This window comes from Hymenobacter sp. B1770 (assembly GCF_049896385.1).
Lineage (GTDB): Bacteria > Bacteroidota > Bacteroidia > Cytophagales > Hymenobacteraceae > Hymenobacter.
Genome location: NZ_JAFCUF010000003.1, coordinates 465,293 through 481,891, shown reverse-complemented (window position 1 = coordinate 481,891; position 16,599 = coordinate 465,293). Strand labels below are relative to the sequence as shown.

The following is a 16,599-nucleotide window of genomic DNA, read 5'->3' as shown; positions in this document are numbered from 1 at the left end:
GCCGGAAATGTAACAGCAATTTGGGGTCAGAAGTTGCTTGTACCTAAGTTGCTAGCGCTTAGGAGGGCGCTTTCGTCTGTGGAGGCCAAGGCCGCCTTTGGTGTAATTATGCACGCTTCCGGCGCAATTTTATGCCTTTCAAAATTTAGGTACGACTATTCCTGCGTGATTTGGGCCTGGATGCACCCAGCAGCTAGCACCGGCCCGAAACCGAAGAGTACAGGAGAGTTTGGGTAGTGCAACGCGGTTTCTTGCACCTGTCCTTTCCCTGCAGCGCCTGTGGTGAATGCCGCAAAGCTAGGCAACAGCCACGTTACGAACGGGATGCTGGAGTAGCCGGGTTATCCCCCTCATTTTGCTTGCTATGTTGAAAACTGTGTTAAAAGCCGGTCTCTGCACCCTGTTGCTGCTGTCCATGCTGCCGGGGCAGGCGCAAAAGCTGCCCAAGAAAAAAGCCGTGCTCAAGGCCATGACCCGGACCAACGACTACTTCATGAAGAAGTGGCCCGACACCGGCAAGGAAATCGTGACCAACAAAACCCGTCCCAGCCACATCTGGACCCGCGGCGTGTACTACGAAGGCCTGATGGCCCTTTACCAAACCGATAAGCAGAAGCGCTACTACGACTACGCCGTGGACTGGGGCGAGAAGCACCAATGGGGTATTCGCGGGGGCGCCACCAACCGCAACGCCGACGACCAGTGTGCCGGCCAGACCTACCTCGACCTCTACCAAATCGACCCCAAGCCGGAGCGCATTGCCGTCATCAAGGCCAGCATCGACAACATGGTGCAAAGCGAGAAGGTGGACGACTGGAACTGGATTGACGCCCTGCAAATGGCCATGCCGGTCTTCGCCAAGCTGGGCGTACTGACCAAGGACACGGCCTACTATGGCAAGATGTACCGCATCTACAACTACTCGAAAACCAAGCACGGCACCAACGGCCTCTACAACCCGGAGGACAAGCTGTGGTGGCGCGACAAGGACTTTGTGCCCCCCTACAAAGAGCCCAACGGCGAAGACTGCTACTGGAGCCGCGGCAACGGCTGGGTAGTGGCCGCCCTGGTGCGTGTGCTCGACATCATGCCCAAAGACGCTCCGCACCGCGCCGAGTACGAGCAGATGTACCTGGCCATGATACAAGCCCTGCCCGCCCTGCAGCGTGCCGACGGCTATTGGAATGTGAGCCTGCACGACCCTGCCAACTTCGGCGGCAAAGAGCTTAGCGGTACCGCCTTGTTTGTGTACGGCATGGCTTGGGGCCTCAACAATGGCCTGCTCGATAAGAAGCAGTACGAGCCCATCATCGCCAAAGCCTGGAAGGCCATGGTAGACGAAGGCGTACAGCGCGACGGCTCGCTGGCCTACGTGCAAGGCACCGGCAAAGAACCAAAGGACGGTCAGCCAGTGAACCTGACTTCCCGGCCCGACTTTGAGGATTATGGGTTAGGCTGCTTCCTGCTGGCTGGAAGCGAGATGTATAAGTTGAAGTAGCCGAACAAGAACTGTTGGCTGGACAGGCTGAGCGTTACGCTGCATCTCGCCCGGCGGAACCTCACCCCCAGCCCCTCTCCCGCGGAGAGGGGAGCCTGACGGATAGTAGCGCGGACTTTTAGTCCGCGATTTTCACTCTTTTAAGTAAATTTTACGCGGACTAAAAGTCCGCGCTACATCCCCGCCGCCGTGGCTCCCCTCTTTTTTGGAGATGGGTCGGAGGTGAGGTTCCCGGCTCCAAAACGCTATGAAACGACCTTTCGCCTTCCTTCTCTTGTCCGCTCTCAGCCTGGCCTCCGCCCAAGCCCAAGCCCCCAAATGGCCCGCCATCACCCAGCAAAACAAGCCCTGGACGCGCTGGTGGTGGCAGGGCAGCGCCGTGAACAAAGCTGACCTGACCCACTTGCTGACGCAGTACCAGCAGGCGGGCTTGGGCGGCATGGAAATCACAACCATTTACGGCGTGAAGGGGGCCGAAAGCCAGTTTATCGATTTTCTCTCGCCTAAGTGGATGGACATGCTCACGCACACCCTCACCGAGGCGGCCCGGCTGGGGCTGGGCATCGACGTGGCGCAGGCGTCGGGCTGGCCCTTTGGCGGGCCGTGGGTAACGCCGGCCGATGCGTCGAAGTACGTGGCTTACACTACCTATTCGGTGAAAGGCGGCGAGAGCCTGAATAAGCCCGTGAGCTTCATACAGAAGCCCATCGTCAATGCCATAGGCCGCAAGGTGGACCTCAAGCAGCTCTCCGACCCGATAGCCACCAACAAAAACCTGCAAAGCCTAGCCCTGGACCAGGTGCGCTTCGAAAAGCCTTTGCCCCTGCAAGCTCTCATGGCTTATTCAGATAAAGGCCAAACCGTGGACCTGACCAGCAAAGTTGGGGCCGACGGCAAGCTGAGCTGGACCGCCCCCGCGGGTACCTGGACGCTCTATGCGCTGTTTCAGGGCGGGCACGGCAAGCAGGTAGAGCGGGCCGGCCCCGGCGGCGAGGGAGACGTTATCGACCACTTCTCCAAAACGGCCACCGATAACTACCTGGCGTATTTCGACAAGGCGTTCAAGGGGTATAATGTGAAGCCCATCCGGGCATTTTTCAACGACTCCTACGAAGTAGACGATGCTCAGGGCGAAGCCAACTGGACGCCCCAGATGTTTGCCGAGTTTCAGAAGCGGCGCGGCTATGACCTGCGCCAGCACCTGCCCGCCCTGTTTGGCAAAGCCGCCGACGACGAGAACAAACGCGTGCTCACCGACTACCGCGAAACCATCTCGGAGCTGCTGCTCGAAAACTACACCAAGACGTGGGGTGCTTGGGCCAAAACCCACGACGCCCTGATTCGCAACCAGGCCCACGGCTCGCCGGCCAACATTCTGGATTTGTACGCCGCCACCGACATCCCCGAAACGGAAGGGGAAGACCTCACCCGCATCAAGTTTGCGTCGTCGGCCGCGCACGTCACCGGCAAACCCCTGACTGCGGCCGAAACCGCCACATGGGAAAATGACCATTTTCTTTCCTCGCTGAGTGATGTTAAGAAAGCGCTGGACCGCATGCTGCTCGGCGGGGTCAACCACACGTTCTACCACGGCACGGCCTACTCGCCGCAGGCCGCTAAGTGGCCCGGCTGGCAGTTCTACGCCGCCGTGGAGTTCAACCCCCAGAATCCTTTCTGGACGGACTTCGGTAAGCTGAACCAGTACGCCGCCCGGTGCCAGTCTTTCATGCAGGCCGGCCAGCCCAGCAGCGACGTGCTGCTCTACCTGCCCACCGCCGATGCCTACACCCGCCCCGGCAAGGTGCTACTGCAGCACTTCGACGGCATCGAGCACGGCTTTAAGGGCATGCCCATTGCGGCCACCAGCGAAATGCTGCTCGCCAAAGGCTACGGCCACGATTTTATCTCCGACAAGCAGGTGCAGCAGGTGAAGGCCACTGGTAAAACCCTTACCACCAGCGGCGGCGCCGTTTACCAAACCCTGCTGGTGCCCGAAGCCCGCCTCATGCCCCTGCCCACCCTGGAACAGCTGCTGAAGCTGGCGCAAAACGGCGCCACCATCGTGCTGCAAAACCAGGCACCCGATGATGTGCCCGGTCTCGGCAACCTAGCTAGCCGCCGCAAGGCCTTCAAAAAGCTGATGACGCAGGTGAAGTTTTCAGCCACCAAGCAGGCCGGCGTGCAACAGGCCACCGTGGGCAAAGGCCGCATGCTGCTCGGCTCCGACGTGAGTCAGCTGATGGCCCAGGCCGGCGTGAAACGCGAAAACCTGGTTGATAACGGCCTGCAGTTCACGCGCCGCCGCCACGCCAAGGGGCACTATTACTTCCTGGCCAACTGGGGCGAAAAGCCGGTGAAAGGCTGGGTGCCGCTGCAAACGGCCACCAAGTCGGTGGCTCTTTACAACCCCATGACCGAGCAAACCGGCATGGCCTCGGTGCGCACCTCTGCCCAGGGCACGCCCGAAGTGTACCTGCAGCTGGCGCCCGGCGAAACATGCATTCTGGACACCAACGAAGGAGCCATTGCCGGACCCGCCTACACCTACCTGAACCCCGTGGCTGCGTCCCAGCCGCTGGCTGGCCCTTGGGAGCTAGCCTTTGTGTCGGGCGGCCCAGAGCTGCCTGCCAAGCTGCAAACCCGCGAGCTGGCCTCCTGGACCACGCTGGCCGGTGAGGCGGGCAAGAAGTTTTCGGGCACGGCCACCTACACCACCACCTTCGCCATGCCCCAGGGCACCGGCGAGGGCTGGCTGCTCGACCTCGGCCGGGTGGGGCAAAGCGCCCGCGTGCAGGTCAATGGCCAGCCCGTGGCCACGCTCATCGGTCCGGTCTATCAGGTGTTTTTGCCCAAGTCACGGCTGCGGCCCACCAACACCCTCACCGTGACGGTAAGCAACCTGATGGCCAACCGCATTGCCGACATGGACCGGAAAAAAGAGGAGTGGAAGATTTTCTACAACACCAACATGAACGCCAAGCTCAAGGAAAACCGCGGCGCCGACGGCCTGTTCTCGGCCGAGAAGTGGGAGCCCCAGGATTCTGGCCTTATGGGTCCGGTCACACTCACGCCCTCTTCCCTGGGGGCACCTGTTCAATAACGAAGACAATGGAAGAAATAGCCTTCACTATGAAGCTCAAGTCGGGCGTAGCCGCGGAATACCAGCGCCGCCACACCGAAATCTGGCCCGAGCTAACAATGGCCCTACAGCAAGCTGGCATCCGCGACTACTCCATTTACCTCGATGCCGCCAGCGGCGTGCTGTTTGCGGTGCAGAAGCGCACCGAAGGCCACACAGCGGCCGACCTGCCGGACATGGACATTATGAAGCGCTGGTGGGCCTACATGGCCGATTTGATGGAAACCAACCCCGACCACTCGCCAGTAGTGCAGCCGCTGCAGCGCGTATTCCACCTAGACTGAGCGCGGTCTGAAAAAAATAAACAGTCTTGTCCAATAGCAGGAGGGTGCGGGAGGGTTCTCACTAGTATAAAGAGCAGATTTGTATTGTGAGTGATGAATACAACCTGACTGATGCGTAGCAGGATGGAAAAAGATTGGGTGGGAGTCCTCTTTCATCTGTTTCTGCCGCGCATCATGTCAGAGTTGTCACTTTCCTTCTCTTTCTGAACCAATCAACTCCGTGCTCGCACCATGCTAATGAAAGAGAAACCATTGCACAAAGTGGCCCTCTCCCCAGCAACCTGCGAGTGCATCGACAGCTTAGTCTAAGACTTTAACTGCACCACGGTCTGTAACACGAAAACGTGAATATCAGCGCCCAGAACCAGTAACCGATGGCTGTGCAAAACAGCCAGGACATGAAATTTTAAACTTTATGGACATAAAGTTGAAGAGGCGACTTCTTTTGGGGGCCGCTTCTTTTTTGTTTGAACCTGTCGGTTATTCTGGTATCTGTATACCCATTGTTTGTCGTGCTGAGCTTGCGAAGCATCTCATCAGGCCTGAACGACTCGTTGTGGCGTGAGAAGATGCTTCGCAAGCTCAGCACGACAGATGCTTGCTAGCCCTCCGTGTCAATATCAATACAGAAGCACGACCAAGCTCCGCGCCCCATGCGCCCCAATTACCAGCGACTGCTCAATGTCCGCCGTTTTGGAAGGGCCTGCTACAAACTTGCCGTAGCCGCCTGTACTGGGCAATTGGGCGTAGGCCTGATGCATGGTGGCCACGATGCGCCGGTGGTCGAGCACAAGCACAAGGTGCTGGGTAATGGTGGGCAGCGCCCGGTTGAGCATGTTGGCTTCGGGCAGCCAGATGGCGCCGTTTTCGGCCACGCCTATTTCGCCGGTTAGCACGGCCAAGTCGATATCGGCCAATACGTCAGTGGGCGTGAGGGCATCAACCGGTATTGTAGCCGAGAATAGGGGAGAAGCCGTGAGGAGGGCATCCGGGAAAATCTGTTGCAGGGTTGGGGCGAGCTGCGCCAGTCCATCGAGCCAGACCACCGTGCCGCCGATGCTGGTGAGCATGGCTGTAAACCGTTCGGGTGTGGCCTCGCCGCCAAAGTCGGGAACGATGGGCAGTAGCGTTTCGGCCGGCTTGTTGGCTTTGGCAGCGGCTAGAATTCGGTCGCGCGAAGAGGTGCTCATGCCTTAACCTTGGATTGCGCTGGCTGCTGAACGGGCTGCGGTTGTTGCTGATACCATTCGCGGAAGCTTTGCTTGGGCGGCTCGGGCAGCTCGCGCGCCACGGCCCAGGCGTTGAACGCGTTGGCGTGGGTGAGGCCGTGCGGCAGCAGGCGCAGGGCCTTGCGGGCAAACTGTCCGCTGAGGGTAAAGGCCTTGGGGCTGGCCAGCAGGCGGCCCATAAACTTCATGCTCCACTTCTTGGCCGCGGGAATCTCATTGGCTTCGCCCAGCACCTGTCGCCACTTGTAGAGCTGGGTGTGAATGTCAATCTTCACCGGGCACACATCGGTGCAGGAGCCGCAGAGGGTGCTGGCAAACGGCAGCGAGCTGTGCTTCTTCATGTCGATGTTGGGCGACAGAATGGCCCCGATGGGCCCGGGCACCGTGAAGTCGTAGCTGTGGCCGCCGCTGCGTCGGTACACCGGGCAGGTGTTCATGCAGGCCCCACACCGAATGCACTTAAGCGAAGCCCGGAAATCGGGTCGGCCCAGCTGCTGGGTGCGCCCGTTATCCACGATGACAATGTGCATTTCACGGCCTGGCGCCGGCTTGGTGAAGTGCGACGTGTAAGTGGTGACAGGCTGCCCGGTGGCGCTGCGGGCCAGCAGCCGCGTGAACACGCCCAGGTCCGACAGTCGTGGAATCAGCTTTTCGATGCCCATGGCCGCGATGTGCACCTTGGCCAGATTCACGCCGAGGTCGGCGTTGCCTTCGTTCGTGCATACCACCACGGCCCCGGTTTCGGCCACCGCGAAGTTGACGCCGGAAATAGCGACCTGCCCGGCCAAAAACTTAGCGCGCAGGTGCTGGCGAGCCGCTTCGGTAAGGCGCTGCGGGTCACTTTCGCCTTTCTCAGTACCGAGGTGCGTGTGAAACGTGTCGCCTACATCCTCTTTCTTCAGGTGAATGGCCGGCAGCACAATGTGGCTCGGGGCTTCGTCGCGAAACTGGATAATTCGCTCGCCCAAATCGGTATCTACCACCTCAATGCCGTGCTTAATGAGGTAGGGGTTGAGGTGGCATTCCTCGGTAAGCATGGACTTGCTTTTGACCACCCGCGTGGCGCCCTGCTGGCGCACAATGTCCAGGATAATGGCGTTGTGCTCGGCCGCGTCGGCTGCCCAGTGCACGTGCACGCCGTTGGCCTGCGCGGCGGCTTCAAATTCCTGCAAATAGAGGTCGAGCTGGCTGAGGGTGTGGTCTTTGATTTGGGACGCCAGTTCGCGCAGCTCCTGAAACTCGGGCACGGCGTACACGGCGCGGTCCCGCTTTTCGCGCACAAACCACAGGGTTTCGTCGTGCCAGGTGGTGCGGTCGGCATCCAGCAAAAACTTATCGGCGCGGATGGCGTGGTTCATGGCGTAAGTCCGTTCAGTATTTCGGCGGCGTGCATCACCTTGATGGGCATGTTGGCGCGGCGCACAATGCCTTCGAGGTGCATCAGGCACGACATGTCGCTGCCGGTGAGTACCTGCGTGCCGTTGCGCACGTGGTCGGCCACCCGGTCCTGGCCCATGCGGGCCGAGATGCCGGCTTCCGACACGCAGAACGTGCCGCCAAAGCCGCAGCACTCGTCGTTGCGGTTGAGCTCCGTCAGCTCCAGACCATCGAGCGAAGCCAGCAGGCGGCGCAGCTGGCCGTCGCGCACGGGCGTTATCTCCGATTCGTTGGCCTGGTGCAGGCCGCGCTGGCCGTGGCAGCTCAGGTGCAGGCCTACTTTGTGGGGGAAGGCGCCGGGCAGGTCAGTCACGCCCAGCACATTCGTGATGAAATCAATCAGGTCGTAGGCTGCGGCGCGCACGTGCTGCACCTCGGCGGTTTGGTCGAGCTTGTCGAAGTGCTTGCGCACGTGGTACACGCAGCTGCCGGAGGGCGCCACCACGTAGTCGTAGGCGCTGAAGGTTTCGACAAAGTGCCGGTAGATGGGCAGCGCCTCGCGCTCGCAGCCGCTGTTGGCCAGGGGCTGGCCGCAGCAGGTTTGCTGCACGGGGAAGTGCGCCGCTACGCCCAGCTTCTGCAGCAGCTGCAGCGTCGCCACGCCTACCTGGGGGTAGAATTGGTCGATGTAGCAGGGGACGAATAGGGCGACTTTCATTCTTGGGTTTTGGTGGTTTGAACGAGGGCAAAACAGTCACGCATTGAACGGTCATGCTGAGCTTGTCGAAGCATGTCGCGTGGGGTAGTAACTCAATCGCCTGTCATGCTGAGCACGCGAAGCATCTTGTCCCCGCTGAACGAACCATTGAAGCGTGAAAGGATGCTTCCTTCGTCAGCATGACAGACGTATAGCAACGAAGCGAGCGAGATGCTTCGACAAGCTCAGCGTGACGTTCTAGTTCGGTGTTGACGTTCTGTTTTGATGTTAAAGCCTAACCTGCGTGGCCACTAGTGGCAAGTCGTCATCATCAGTAAAGAGCGGCTGTGTTTTCTTCAGCGCCTCGCCTTGCTCCAGGTGCACTAGGGCCCCTAGGGCCGTGGCCTGGGGTACTTCCAGGGTGCGGATTTCAGCTTTCGGGAAGTTCCAGCTGAGCGTCTGCATAAACAGCGGGTTGCGGGCAAATCCACCGTCCACAAAGATGATTTTCTCGCCTTGCCACACGAGGTGAATAGATTCGAGCAGAATGGCAATTAGCCCGTGCATGAGGTGCTGGTAGGCATCGGAGGCGGTGCGGAAACCGGAGAGGTCCCACTCGCCGTCGGGCTGGTCGGGGAAAGGGCCAGTGCCGGCCATGCAGCCGGGGCGGAAGTCGGCCGAGGTTTCGTCGTAGGGTCGAGCCAGCACGATGGAGCGGTAGAAGTCCGGCTTCACGTGGAAGTGGGTGGCGATGCGCTCGACTTGGAAGTCGTGCTCGCGGCCCAGGAACACGCGGGCGGCGCGAGTGGCCTCGCCGCGCGGCGTCATGAAGCTGAGGCAGTCGCGGCGCAGCAGCTCCGGCGTGAGGGGCTGGCTGTTGAAGGGGTTAATGGTAACCGACCAGGTGCCGGTCGAAATCAGCACAAACGGCTCGTCGTTTTCGGCCAGGTAGGGCATTACGGCGGCGGTGCTGTCGTGCAGGCCCACGCCTACCATGATGCCATCGACTACCGAGGCGATGGAGTCGCGGGTGAGGGGCGCCAGCTTCTCGTCGATGCCTTCGCGGCGCACCCAATTGTGGTATTCGCCGCGCTTGTAGTCCCAGAGGCTGGTGTGGCAGCCCACGGAGGTGTAGTCGCTGAACTTCTCGCCCGAAATTAGGTAGGAGAGGTAGTTGGGCAGGTGCAGCGAGGTGTGAATCTTAGCGTATTGCTCGGGCTTGGCATACTTCAACCAATACAGCTGCAGGCCCGAGTTGAGCATGCCCAGCTGCGGCGAGCAGGTGTCGGCCGCAAACTCTTCCACCGACTGCCCTAGCTCGGCGTAGAACCGGGCTTCGATTTCTTCCGGTATCGGCTTGAGGTAGTTGTAGAGCGGCAGCAGGGGTTGGCCGTCGGCTCCAAGGTGCACGAAGCTGGCGCCGTAAGCCGTAAAGTTCACGCCCTTCACGGTGTAGTGCGGGTGGTGGCGCAGCTGGTGCCAGTGCGCCTGCACCCACTCGGTAAGGCGGGGGAGGTGGTCGCAGGGGAAGCCGTCGTCGTCTAGCACGTCGGTGCACATGTGCAGCTCCTCGTCAATAATCTGCTGGTTCTCGTCGAAAAGAATCAGCTTCTTGTTGGTCTTGCCGATGTCGAAAACGGCGTAGACTGACTTTTTAAGCGTCTTTTTCATAAGCCCGTCGATACGCTGTGCTTGCCGCGCTGATGAATGAGTTTCTCGCGCACGCCCTCGGCGCGGTAGGCCGCAATGGGGTTGAGGGCGCCGCCGCTCTGGCGGTAGGCTTCGGCCACCAGCGGGCGCACGTCGGTGAGGAAGGCGTCGCGCAGGATTTCCTCGGCGCGTACCACGTCGTTGCTTTCCTGGGCCTCGTTCAGGGCATTACGGTCCACGAGCAGGGCCTTGGCGTAGGCCGAGAGAATGTTCTCGACGGACTGCAGCAGGTCTTCCAGCGGGTCTTTCACGTTGTGGCTGGCGTCTATCATGTAGGCCACAGCCGCGGCGGGCACGGCCTGGTCGAGGGCGCTGTCCACCAGCTCATTGAAAATGAGGAACAGCTGGAAGGGCTTGGTGCTGCCGGTAGTCAGGTCGTCGTCGCCGTACATCGAGCCGTTGAAGTGGAAACCACCCAGGCGGCCAAACTGGCGCAGGCGGCCCACAATCTGCTCGATGTTGGTGTTGGGCAGGTGGTGGCCCAGGTCGACCAGCACCTGCGCATTGGCCCCAATGGACTGGCACAAAGCCAGCGAGGTGCCCCAGTCGGGTATCACCATGGAGTAGAAGTTGGGCTCGTAGGGCTTGTATTCCACCAGCATGGTCCAGTCGGTGGGCATGGCCTCGTAGATGGCCGCCAGTGACTCCTGCGTGCGCAGGAAAGCGCGGCGCAGATGCTGCTGCCCAGGGAAGTTGGAGCCATCAGCCAGCCACACGGTCAGGGTTTTGGCAGCGAGCTGCTCGCCGTAGCGCACGCAGTCGATGTTGTGCTGAATGGCCTGCTCGCGCACGGCCTTTTCGGTGTGGCTGAGCGAGCCGAATTTGTAGGATTGCGGCTGGTCTTTCTGGTCCTGAAAGGTGTTGGAGTTGACCGAATCTATCACCAGTCCCTGCTGCTTCAGGAGCTGCTGCAGGCCGGAGATGTTCTGCGGTATGTCCCAGGGGATGTGCAGAGAAATGGAATTGGAGGAGCGGTTCAGGCTCTGCAGAATGCCCACGTCGCCAATTTTTTCTTCCAAGGTGCGGGGCTCGCCACCCAGCGCAAACCGGCCGAAGCGGGTGCCGCCCGTGCCCAGAGCCCAGCTAGGAATGGCCACCTGAAATTCAATCAGCTTTTGCACCACGGCCTGCACGTCCTGGTGGCGCAGGCGCGGCGAATCGGCAAGGTGCTGGAAGTACAGCTGGTGCTCGGTAAGCAGCGGCTGGTTGAGGTCGGCAAGGCGTTGGTCGGAGAACATGCGCAAGGGCGGGATTTGTGAAAAATTGGCCAGCGTTTTATGGAAAGCAAATTACCTGACTGCGGTAATTGAAACTCTTCTGGGGTCTCCTGTTCGCGGGGAAAAACTTCGTGCGGGTGAAACCTTTGCTTTGCTGGACGCGAACCTCACCCCGGCCCCTCTCCAAAAGGGAGAGGAGCCTGACGATTAAAATGAAAGCCTCGCTGCAATCTGCAGTGAGGCTTTATGTTTGACAAACTACTTAATTCTTGTGCCGTAGCTCTCCTCTCTTTTGGTGAGGGGCCGGGAGTGAGGTTCCCCGCGGGAGGTTCCGTTCTACAACGACCCCCGCCGAATCGTATAAAACGGGTTCCTCACTTTCACCCGCTGCTTCTCAAGCAGCAGGGTAGCGGCGGTCTTGCCCATGGCTTCGAAATCGGTGGTAATTACCGTCATGTTCAGCAGCTCTTTCAGGGGCGTTTCGTTGAAGGAAATAATGCCCACTTCGCGGCCCAGCAGGTAGCTGGTCTGGCGAATTTTTTTCACCAGTTCCACCAAATCGGTTTCGCGAATTACCACGTAGGCGGTGCCGGCCTGCACCACTTCGTTCATGGCGTTTTCTACTACTGAAAACTCCTTGTTGCGCATGAGGCAGAAGGAGCGAAAACCCCAGGGTAATTCTTCGGGGTGGTTAGCGTCAGATGGCAGTACTAGTACTAGGCGAGAGTACTTTTCCAGCAGGTCTTCTGACTTCTCCAAGGCCGTAAAAATGTCTTTGTCGAAGTCCTGAAACACGCGCAGGCAGTCGTGCTTTAGCTCGGGAATATCCTTGTCGAGCAGCACCAATTCCTGCGAGGGAATGGTGTTCAGGATGGCCTGATACTGCGCCTTGTCGGTGTCGAGGGTGAAGTGCGGCATCACCACGTAGTAGTTGTACTTGCCGAGGTTCTTCTCAATGATTTCCTGAAACAGGTTCACGTTGTAGTGGTGAATCTGCAGGTCGACAGTGGCGCGGTCGCCGAGGGCTTCGAGGAAGGCGTAGTAAATTATTTTTTTGTAGGAGCTGAGCTTGTTGAAAACCAGCAAAATCTTCAGCTTCGACGTGTCGTTGCTCTCCACATAATACCCCTTGCCCTGCACCGAGGTAATGAAGCCGCGCTCGCGCAGCTCGCGGTAGGCCTTTTCCACGGTGTCGCGGGCCAGGTAGTGCTCCACGCTCAGCTCGCTGATGCTCGGGAGGTGGTCGCCATTCTTCAGTACGCCACGCTCGATATCCATGATGACCGACTGCACAATCTGCTTGTACTTCGGGGTTTTATCAAGGGGCTTTAGTTGGAGTTGGTACATCCCGGCGGTAGTGGGCATATCAGGGTTGCTGAGGCTTTAGGAGCAGGGTCAAATAACCGCTAATAAGCGCGTGGTGCAATTGCCTTCCGAAAGGTGAAAGAAGGGGCTGCCTCAAATGTAGCTTTTTTGGCGCTGCTTAAGGTCAGGTACAAAAGCAGAAATCTCAGGATGGTTTGAAAAAAGACGGTAAAACAACAAGAACGTCATGCAGAGCGGAGCGAAGCAACGCTACCGCATAACTAATCAGGGTTAGTATAGAGGTAAAGATGCTTCGCTCCGCTCTGCATGACGTTCTGCGCTGTTCAACGGTCTACCAGCAAGTAACAACTACCGCACGAAAGCCATGGCCACGCCGCCGTCTACGTTGAGGACGTTACCGGTGCTTTTGCTCAGCGAGCCATCCACGAACACGCGCACGGCTTTGGCAATGTCTTCGGACAGCAGCTCTTCGCCCAGCAGCGTGCGCTTGGCGTAGTGCTGCGGCAGCTCTTCTACCGAGATGCCGTAGGCCTTGGCGCGGCCCGCAGCCCAATCGCCTTCCCAGATTTTGGAGCCGCGGAGCACGGCGTCGGGGTTCACAGTATTCACGCGGATTTTGTCGGCGCCGAGCTCGGCGGCCAGCAGGCGGCTCATGTGCAGCTGCGCGGCTTTGGCCGTGCCGTAGGCCACGTTGTTGGGGCCGGCCACGAGGCCGTTTTTGCTGGCGATGTTCACGATGTCGCCGCCCAGTGCTTGCTGACGCAGGATTTCCACAGCGCACTGGCTCACCAGAAACTGGCCCTTCACCAGCACATCATTGAGGATGTCCCAGTCAGCCTGCGTAGTGTCGGCCAGCGGCTTGCTAATGCTCAGGCCGGCGCAGTTTACCACGATGTCGACGCCGCCAAACTGCAGCACCGACTGGCGCAGCGACTCGGCAATGCTGTCGGCATCTGTCACGTTGATGGGCGCGGTCAGGGCGCTGTCTTTGCCAAATTTCTTGCGCAGCTCGTCCTGAGTTTCTTCCAGGCGGTCGCGGTCCACGGCAACCACGCAGGCGCCGAATTTTAGCAGCTCTTCGCAAATGGCTTTGCCGATGCCGCCCGTACCGCCCGTCACGTAGGCCACCTTGCCCGAGAGGGCTTTGGGTGGCGCCATGCGCTGCAGCTTGGCTTCTTCCAGCAGCCAGTATTCGATGTTGAACGCCTCCTGCTCGGGCAGGCCCTGGTAGGTGCTCACGGCCTCGGCGCCCTTCATCACGTTGATGGCGTTGGTGTAGAACTCGGCGGCCACGCGGGCGGTCTGCTTGTCTTTGGCGAAGGCAAACATGCCCACGCCGGGCCACAAAATAATAACCGGGTTGGGGTCGCGAATGGCGGGCGAGTTGTCGTGCTTGCTGCGCTCGTAGTAGGCCGCATAGTCGGCGCGGTAGGCTTCAAACTGGCCTTCGAGGTAGGCTTTCACGCTCTTGGCGTCGCCTTGCATGGTCTCGGGGTCGAGCACCAGCGGGCGGATTTTGGTGCGCAGGAAGTGGTCGGGGCAGGAGGTGCCCTTGGCGGCCAGGCGGGCAAGGTCGTGCGAGTTCACGAACTCGAGCACGCGGGCGTCGTCGGTGTAGTGGCCCAGCATGCGGCGGTGGCCCGAGGCCAGGCCGCGCAGTACCGGCATTACCGCAGCGGCGGCTTGGCGGCGGGCGTCGCCGTCGAGGGTTTGCTCGCGCTGTACGCCGCCAAACACGGGGCGCTTCTTGCCGTAATTGGCTTCGAGGTAGGCCGCGGCCTGCTCAATTACCTCCAGGGTATTGACGTACGATTCGTAGCTAGTATCGCCCCAGGTAAAGAGGCCGTGGCCGCCGAGGATAACGCCGCGCAGGCCAGGGTTTTCGGCCACTACTTTCTCCAACTGCAGGCCCAGGTCGAAGCCGGGCTTCTGCCAGGGCAGCCAAGCCATGCTGTCGCCCCAGATTTCTTTCATAATCTGCTCACCATCCGCGCTGGCCGCAATGGCAATGAGGGCGTCAGGGTGCAGGTGGTCGATGTGCTTGAACGGCAGCAGGCCGTGCAGCGGCGTATCGATGGAAGGCGTGGCGCACTTGGGGTCGAAGAGGCAGTACTCAAACAGGGCCACCATCTCGTCTTCGTGGGCGAGGCCGCGGTAGCGGTTTTTGAGCTGGTGCAGCTTCTCCACGTAGAGGTTGGCGCAGCCGGCTTTGGTGAGCGTACCGATGTCGCCACCCGAGCCTTTTACCCACATTACTTCGGCGGGCTGGCCGGTGACGGGGTCGGTTTCGGTGATTTTGCAGGAAGTATTGCCGCCGGCATAATTGGTCAGGCGCAGGTCGGCGCCTAGTAGATTCGAACGGTAGAGGAACAGGGCTACTTCGTCGCTGCCGAGCTCCAGTGCCTTTGCCTCGTCCCAGAGGTAGCTGACGTGCTGGAAAGTGAGGGTTTTTTCCATAATAATGCTTCTGTTTCGGTAACCAGAAAACGGGATAGGGTTGCTTTTTTACAAAGGTGCCCGGGCAGCGGCGGGGCAACCTCCTGCACTCTCCTGCTCGCTTATAAAAAATATGTTACGTGAGATGTAGTCTGAAAAGCCGAGGAAATCACGGCGCTTGGTTGGTGGTTGCTCTGAATCATTGCAGAGCATCTCGCTTGGGAAACCTCACTCCCTGACCCCTGCCGGGCACGGCCCCTCTCCAATAAAGAGAGTGCACCGGTCCGGCGCGGGATGTAGCGCGGACTTGTAGTCCGCATCCGAACGAACCGGACCCCACGCGGACTACAAGTCCGCGCTACATTCGTCTGGCTCTCCTCTTTATTGGAGAGGGGCCGTGCCCGGCAGGGCAGGGGTAGTTCCGCTGGGCGTGACGTTCCGCGCTGCATGACGCGCAGTAGTATTTCAACAGCCATTGTTCCTGCTTTCCACATTGCCGCTGCCTTCGAGCGTTAATTTAGCTCTCAGGAGAGCACAGGAGGGTTCGCACCTGGCAACCCGGCAGCTTTGTCTCAAACCTTTATCAAAACACTATGGCTGTCATTTGGGGAGTTATCCTTCACGCGCTGGGCGGCTTCGCCTCCGGCAGCTTTTACTTGCCCTATAAGAAGATTAACGGCTGGGCCTGGGAAAGCTACTGGCTGGTAGGAGGCATCGTGTCGTGGGTTTTTGCGCCCATCATCATGGGTTCCATCACGGTGCAAAACCTGTTTGGCGTGCTTGGACAGGCCGATACCACTACGCTGCTTTGGACCTACATGTGGGGTGTACTTTGGGGCTTTGGCGGTCTCACGTTTGGCTTGGCCATGCGGTATCTGGGCTTGTCGTTGGGCATGGCCGTCACGCTGGGACTGTGCGCGGTATTTGGCACGGTGGTGCCGCCGCTGTGGCTGGGCACCTTCCCGGAGCTGATTCGCTCGGTCTCGGGGCAGGTGATAATGATGGGCCTGGTGGTGTGCGTAATGGGCATTCTGGTGTGCGGCCTGGCGGGCTTCATGAAGGAGAAGTCCCTGTCGAGCGAGCAGAAGAAGGAATCCATTGCCGAGTTCGACCTGAAAAAGGGCATTTTCGTAGCCATCTTTTCGGGTATCATGAGCGCCTGCTTTTCGTTCGGCCTCACGGCCGGCCAGCCCATTGCCGAGATTGCCGCCAAAACGGGCACCAGTGAGCTGTTTGCCAACAACGCCATTCTGGTTGTGATTCTGCTCGGCGGCCTCACCACCAACGCGGTGTGGTGCATCTACCTCAACATCAAAAACAAGACCTACACCGACTACCTAAATCCGTCGTTTCCGGCGCTGCGCAACGTTATTTTCTGTGCGCTGGCCGGGTTTACGTGGTACTTGCAGTTCTTCTTCTATGGCATGGGCGACAGCCAGATGGGCGCCTACAAGTTCTCGGGCTGGACGCTGCACATGGCCTTCATCATTGCTTTTAGCAGCTTCTGGGGCCTGTACCTGCACGAGTGGAAGGGGGCCAACAAGCTTACCATGCGCACGGTGTCGCTGGGCATTATGGCAGTGGTGCTGTCCACGGTTATCGTGGGCTACGGCAACTACCTGGGCTCCGAAAAGACCAGCACGGACGTGCAGGCCTCGGTGAGCGCCCCTCAATAATGCTGACTTA

General features: G+C 59.6%; 11 protein-coding genes. 4 read left to right on the top strand and 7 right to left on the bottom strand.

Features of this window, described 5'->3' with window-relative positions; translation table 11 throughout:
* The first annotated feature begins 364 nt into the window (after positions 1 to 364).
* The 3 genes from ACP7AJ_RS08835 to rhaM all read left to right on the top strand — a co-directional run bounded on the left by ACP7AJ_RS08835 (position 365) and on the right by rhaM (position 4,921).
* The gene (locus ACP7AJ_RS08835; protein ID WP_426059827.1) at positions 365 to 1,498 is read left to right on the top strand and encodes a glycoside hydrolase family 88 protein; all 1,134 of its coding nucleotides are present in this window, start codon (positions 365 to 367) and stop codon (positions 1,496 to 1,498) included.
* Positions 1,499 to 1,745: 247 nt separating this feature from the next.
* Positions 1,746 to 4,598, top strand: coding sequence for a glycosyl hydrolase (locus ACP7AJ_RS08830; RefSeq protein ID WP_426059826.1), 2,853 nt, complete (start codon positions 1,746 to 1,748; stop codon positions 4,596 to 4,598).
* An 8-nt stretch (positions 4,599 to 4,606) separates the two neighbouring features.
* The gene (gene rhaM, locus ACP7AJ_RS08825; protein ID WP_426059825.1) at positions 4,607 to 4,921 is read left to right on the top strand and encodes an L-rhamnose mutarotase; all 315 of its coding nucleotides are present in this window, start codon (positions 4,607 to 4,609) and stop codon (positions 4,919 to 4,921) included.
* 620 nt (positions 4,922 to 5,541) lie between these two features.
* On the opposite strand, the gene ACP7AJ_RS08820 is transcribed toward rhaM, so the two are convergent.
* From ACP7AJ_RS08820 to ACP7AJ_RS08790, 7 genes are all read right to left on the bottom strand, one after another.
* Positions 5,542 to 6,111: a LutC/YkgG family protein gene (locus tag ACP7AJ_RS08820; RefSeq protein ID WP_426059824.1), complete on the bottom strand. Its 570-nt coding sequence runs from the start codon at positions 6,109 to 6,111 to the stop codon at positions 5,542 to 5,544.
* A complete protein-coding gene (locus ACP7AJ_RS08815; protein WP_426059823.1) occupies positions 6,108 to 7,508 on the bottom strand; it encodes a lactate utilization protein B in 1,401 nt (466 codons plus the stop codon). Before ACP7AJ_RS08815 ends, ACP7AJ_RS08820 begins: the two co-directional genes overlap by 4 nt.
* The gene (locus tag ACP7AJ_RS08810; RefSeq protein ID WP_426059822.1) at positions 7,505 to 8,245 is read right to left on the bottom strand and encodes a (Fe-S)-binding protein; all 741 of its coding nucleotides are present in this window, start codon (positions 8,243 to 8,245) and stop codon (positions 7,505 to 7,507) included. Before ACP7AJ_RS08810 ends, ACP7AJ_RS08815 begins: the two co-directional genes overlap by 4 nt.
* Positions 8,246 to 8,512: 267 nt before the next feature.
* On the bottom strand, positions 8,513 to 9,895 hold the full coding sequence (locus tag ACP7AJ_RS08805) for an FGGY-family carbohydrate kinase (RefSeq protein ID WP_426059821.1): 1,383 nt from the start codon (positions 9,893 to 9,895) through the stop codon (positions 8,513 to 8,515).
* A complete protein-coding gene (locus ACP7AJ_RS08800; protein WP_426059820.1) occupies positions 9,892 to 11,172 on the bottom strand; it encodes a TIM barrel protein in 1,281 nt (426 codons plus the stop codon). The genes ACP7AJ_RS08805 and ACP7AJ_RS08800 overlap by 4 nt, the downstream gene beginning before the upstream one ends.
* 315 nt (positions 11,173 to 11,487) lie before the next feature.
* Entirely contained in the window at positions 11,488 to 12,516 is a 1,029-nt protein-coding gene (locus ACP7AJ_RS08795; RefSeq protein ID WP_426059819.1) for a GntR family transcriptional regulator, read from the bottom strand.
* 309 nt (positions 12,517 to 12,825) lie between these two features.
* Complete coding sequence (locus ACP7AJ_RS08790; RefSeq protein WP_426059818.1) at positions 12,826 to 14,934, bottom strand: bifunctional aldolase/short-chain dehydrogenase; 2,109 nt, start codon at positions 14,932 to 14,934, stop codon at positions 12,826 to 12,828.
* A gap of 572 nt (positions 14,935 to 15,506) precedes the next feature.
* Here ACP7AJ_RS08790 and rhaT point away from each other — a divergent pair.
* Positions 15,507 to 16,589 (top strand): L-rhamnose/proton symporter RhaT, encoded by a 1,083-nt coding sequence (gene rhaT, locus ACP7AJ_RS08785; RefSeq protein WP_426059817.1) that lies wholly within the window; start codon positions 15,507 to 15,509, stop codon positions 16,587 to 16,589.
* Positions 16,590 to 16,599: the final 10 nt, after the last annotated feature.

Bases quoted from the DNA above. Each gene is read 5' to 3' on its own strand.
- ACP7AJ_RS08795 (WP_426059819.1), bottom strand. From the start codon at position 12,516: ATGCCCACTACCGCCGGGATGTACCAACTCCAACTAAAGCCCCTTGAT.
- ACP7AJ_RS08790 (WP_426059818.1), bottom strand. From the start codon at position 14,934: ATGGAAAAAACCCTCACTTTCCAGCACGTCAGCTACCTCTGGGACGAG.
- ACP7AJ_RS08830 (WP_426059826.1), top strand. From the start codon at position 1,746: ATGAAACGACCTTTCGCCTTCCTTCTCTTGTCCGCTCTCAGCCTGGCC.
- ACP7AJ_RS08815 (WP_426059823.1), bottom strand. From the start codon at position 7,508: ATGAACCACGCCATCCGCGCCGATAAGTTTTTGCTGGATGCCGACCGC.
- ACP7AJ_RS08835 (WP_426059827.1), top strand. From the start codon at position 365: ATGTTGAAAACTGTGTTAAAAGCCGGTCTCTGCACCCTGTTGCTGCTG.
- ACP7AJ_RS08800 (WP_426059820.1), bottom strand. From the start codon at position 11,172: ATGTTCTCCGACCAACGCCTTGCCGACCTCAACCAGCCGCTGCTTACC.
- ACP7AJ_RS08820 (WP_426059824.1), bottom strand. From the start codon at position 6,111: ATGAGCACCTCTTCGCGCGACCGAATTCTAGCCGCTGCCAAAGCCAAC.
- rhaM (WP_426059825.1), top strand. From the start codon at position 4,607: ATGGAAGAAATAGCCTTCACTATGAAGCTCAAGTCGGGCGTAGCCGCG.
- ACP7AJ_RS08805 (WP_426059821.1), bottom strand. From the start codon at position 9,895: ATGAAAAAGACGCTTAAAAAGTCAGTCTACGCCGTTTTCGACATCGGC.
- ACP7AJ_RS08810 (WP_426059822.1), bottom strand. From the start codon at position 8,245: ATGAAAGTCGCCCTATTCGTCCCCTGCTACATCGACCAATTCTACCCC.
- rhaT (WP_426059817.1), top strand. From the start codon at position 15,507: ATGGCTGTCATTTGGGGAGTTATCCTTCACGCGCTGGGCGGCTTCGCC.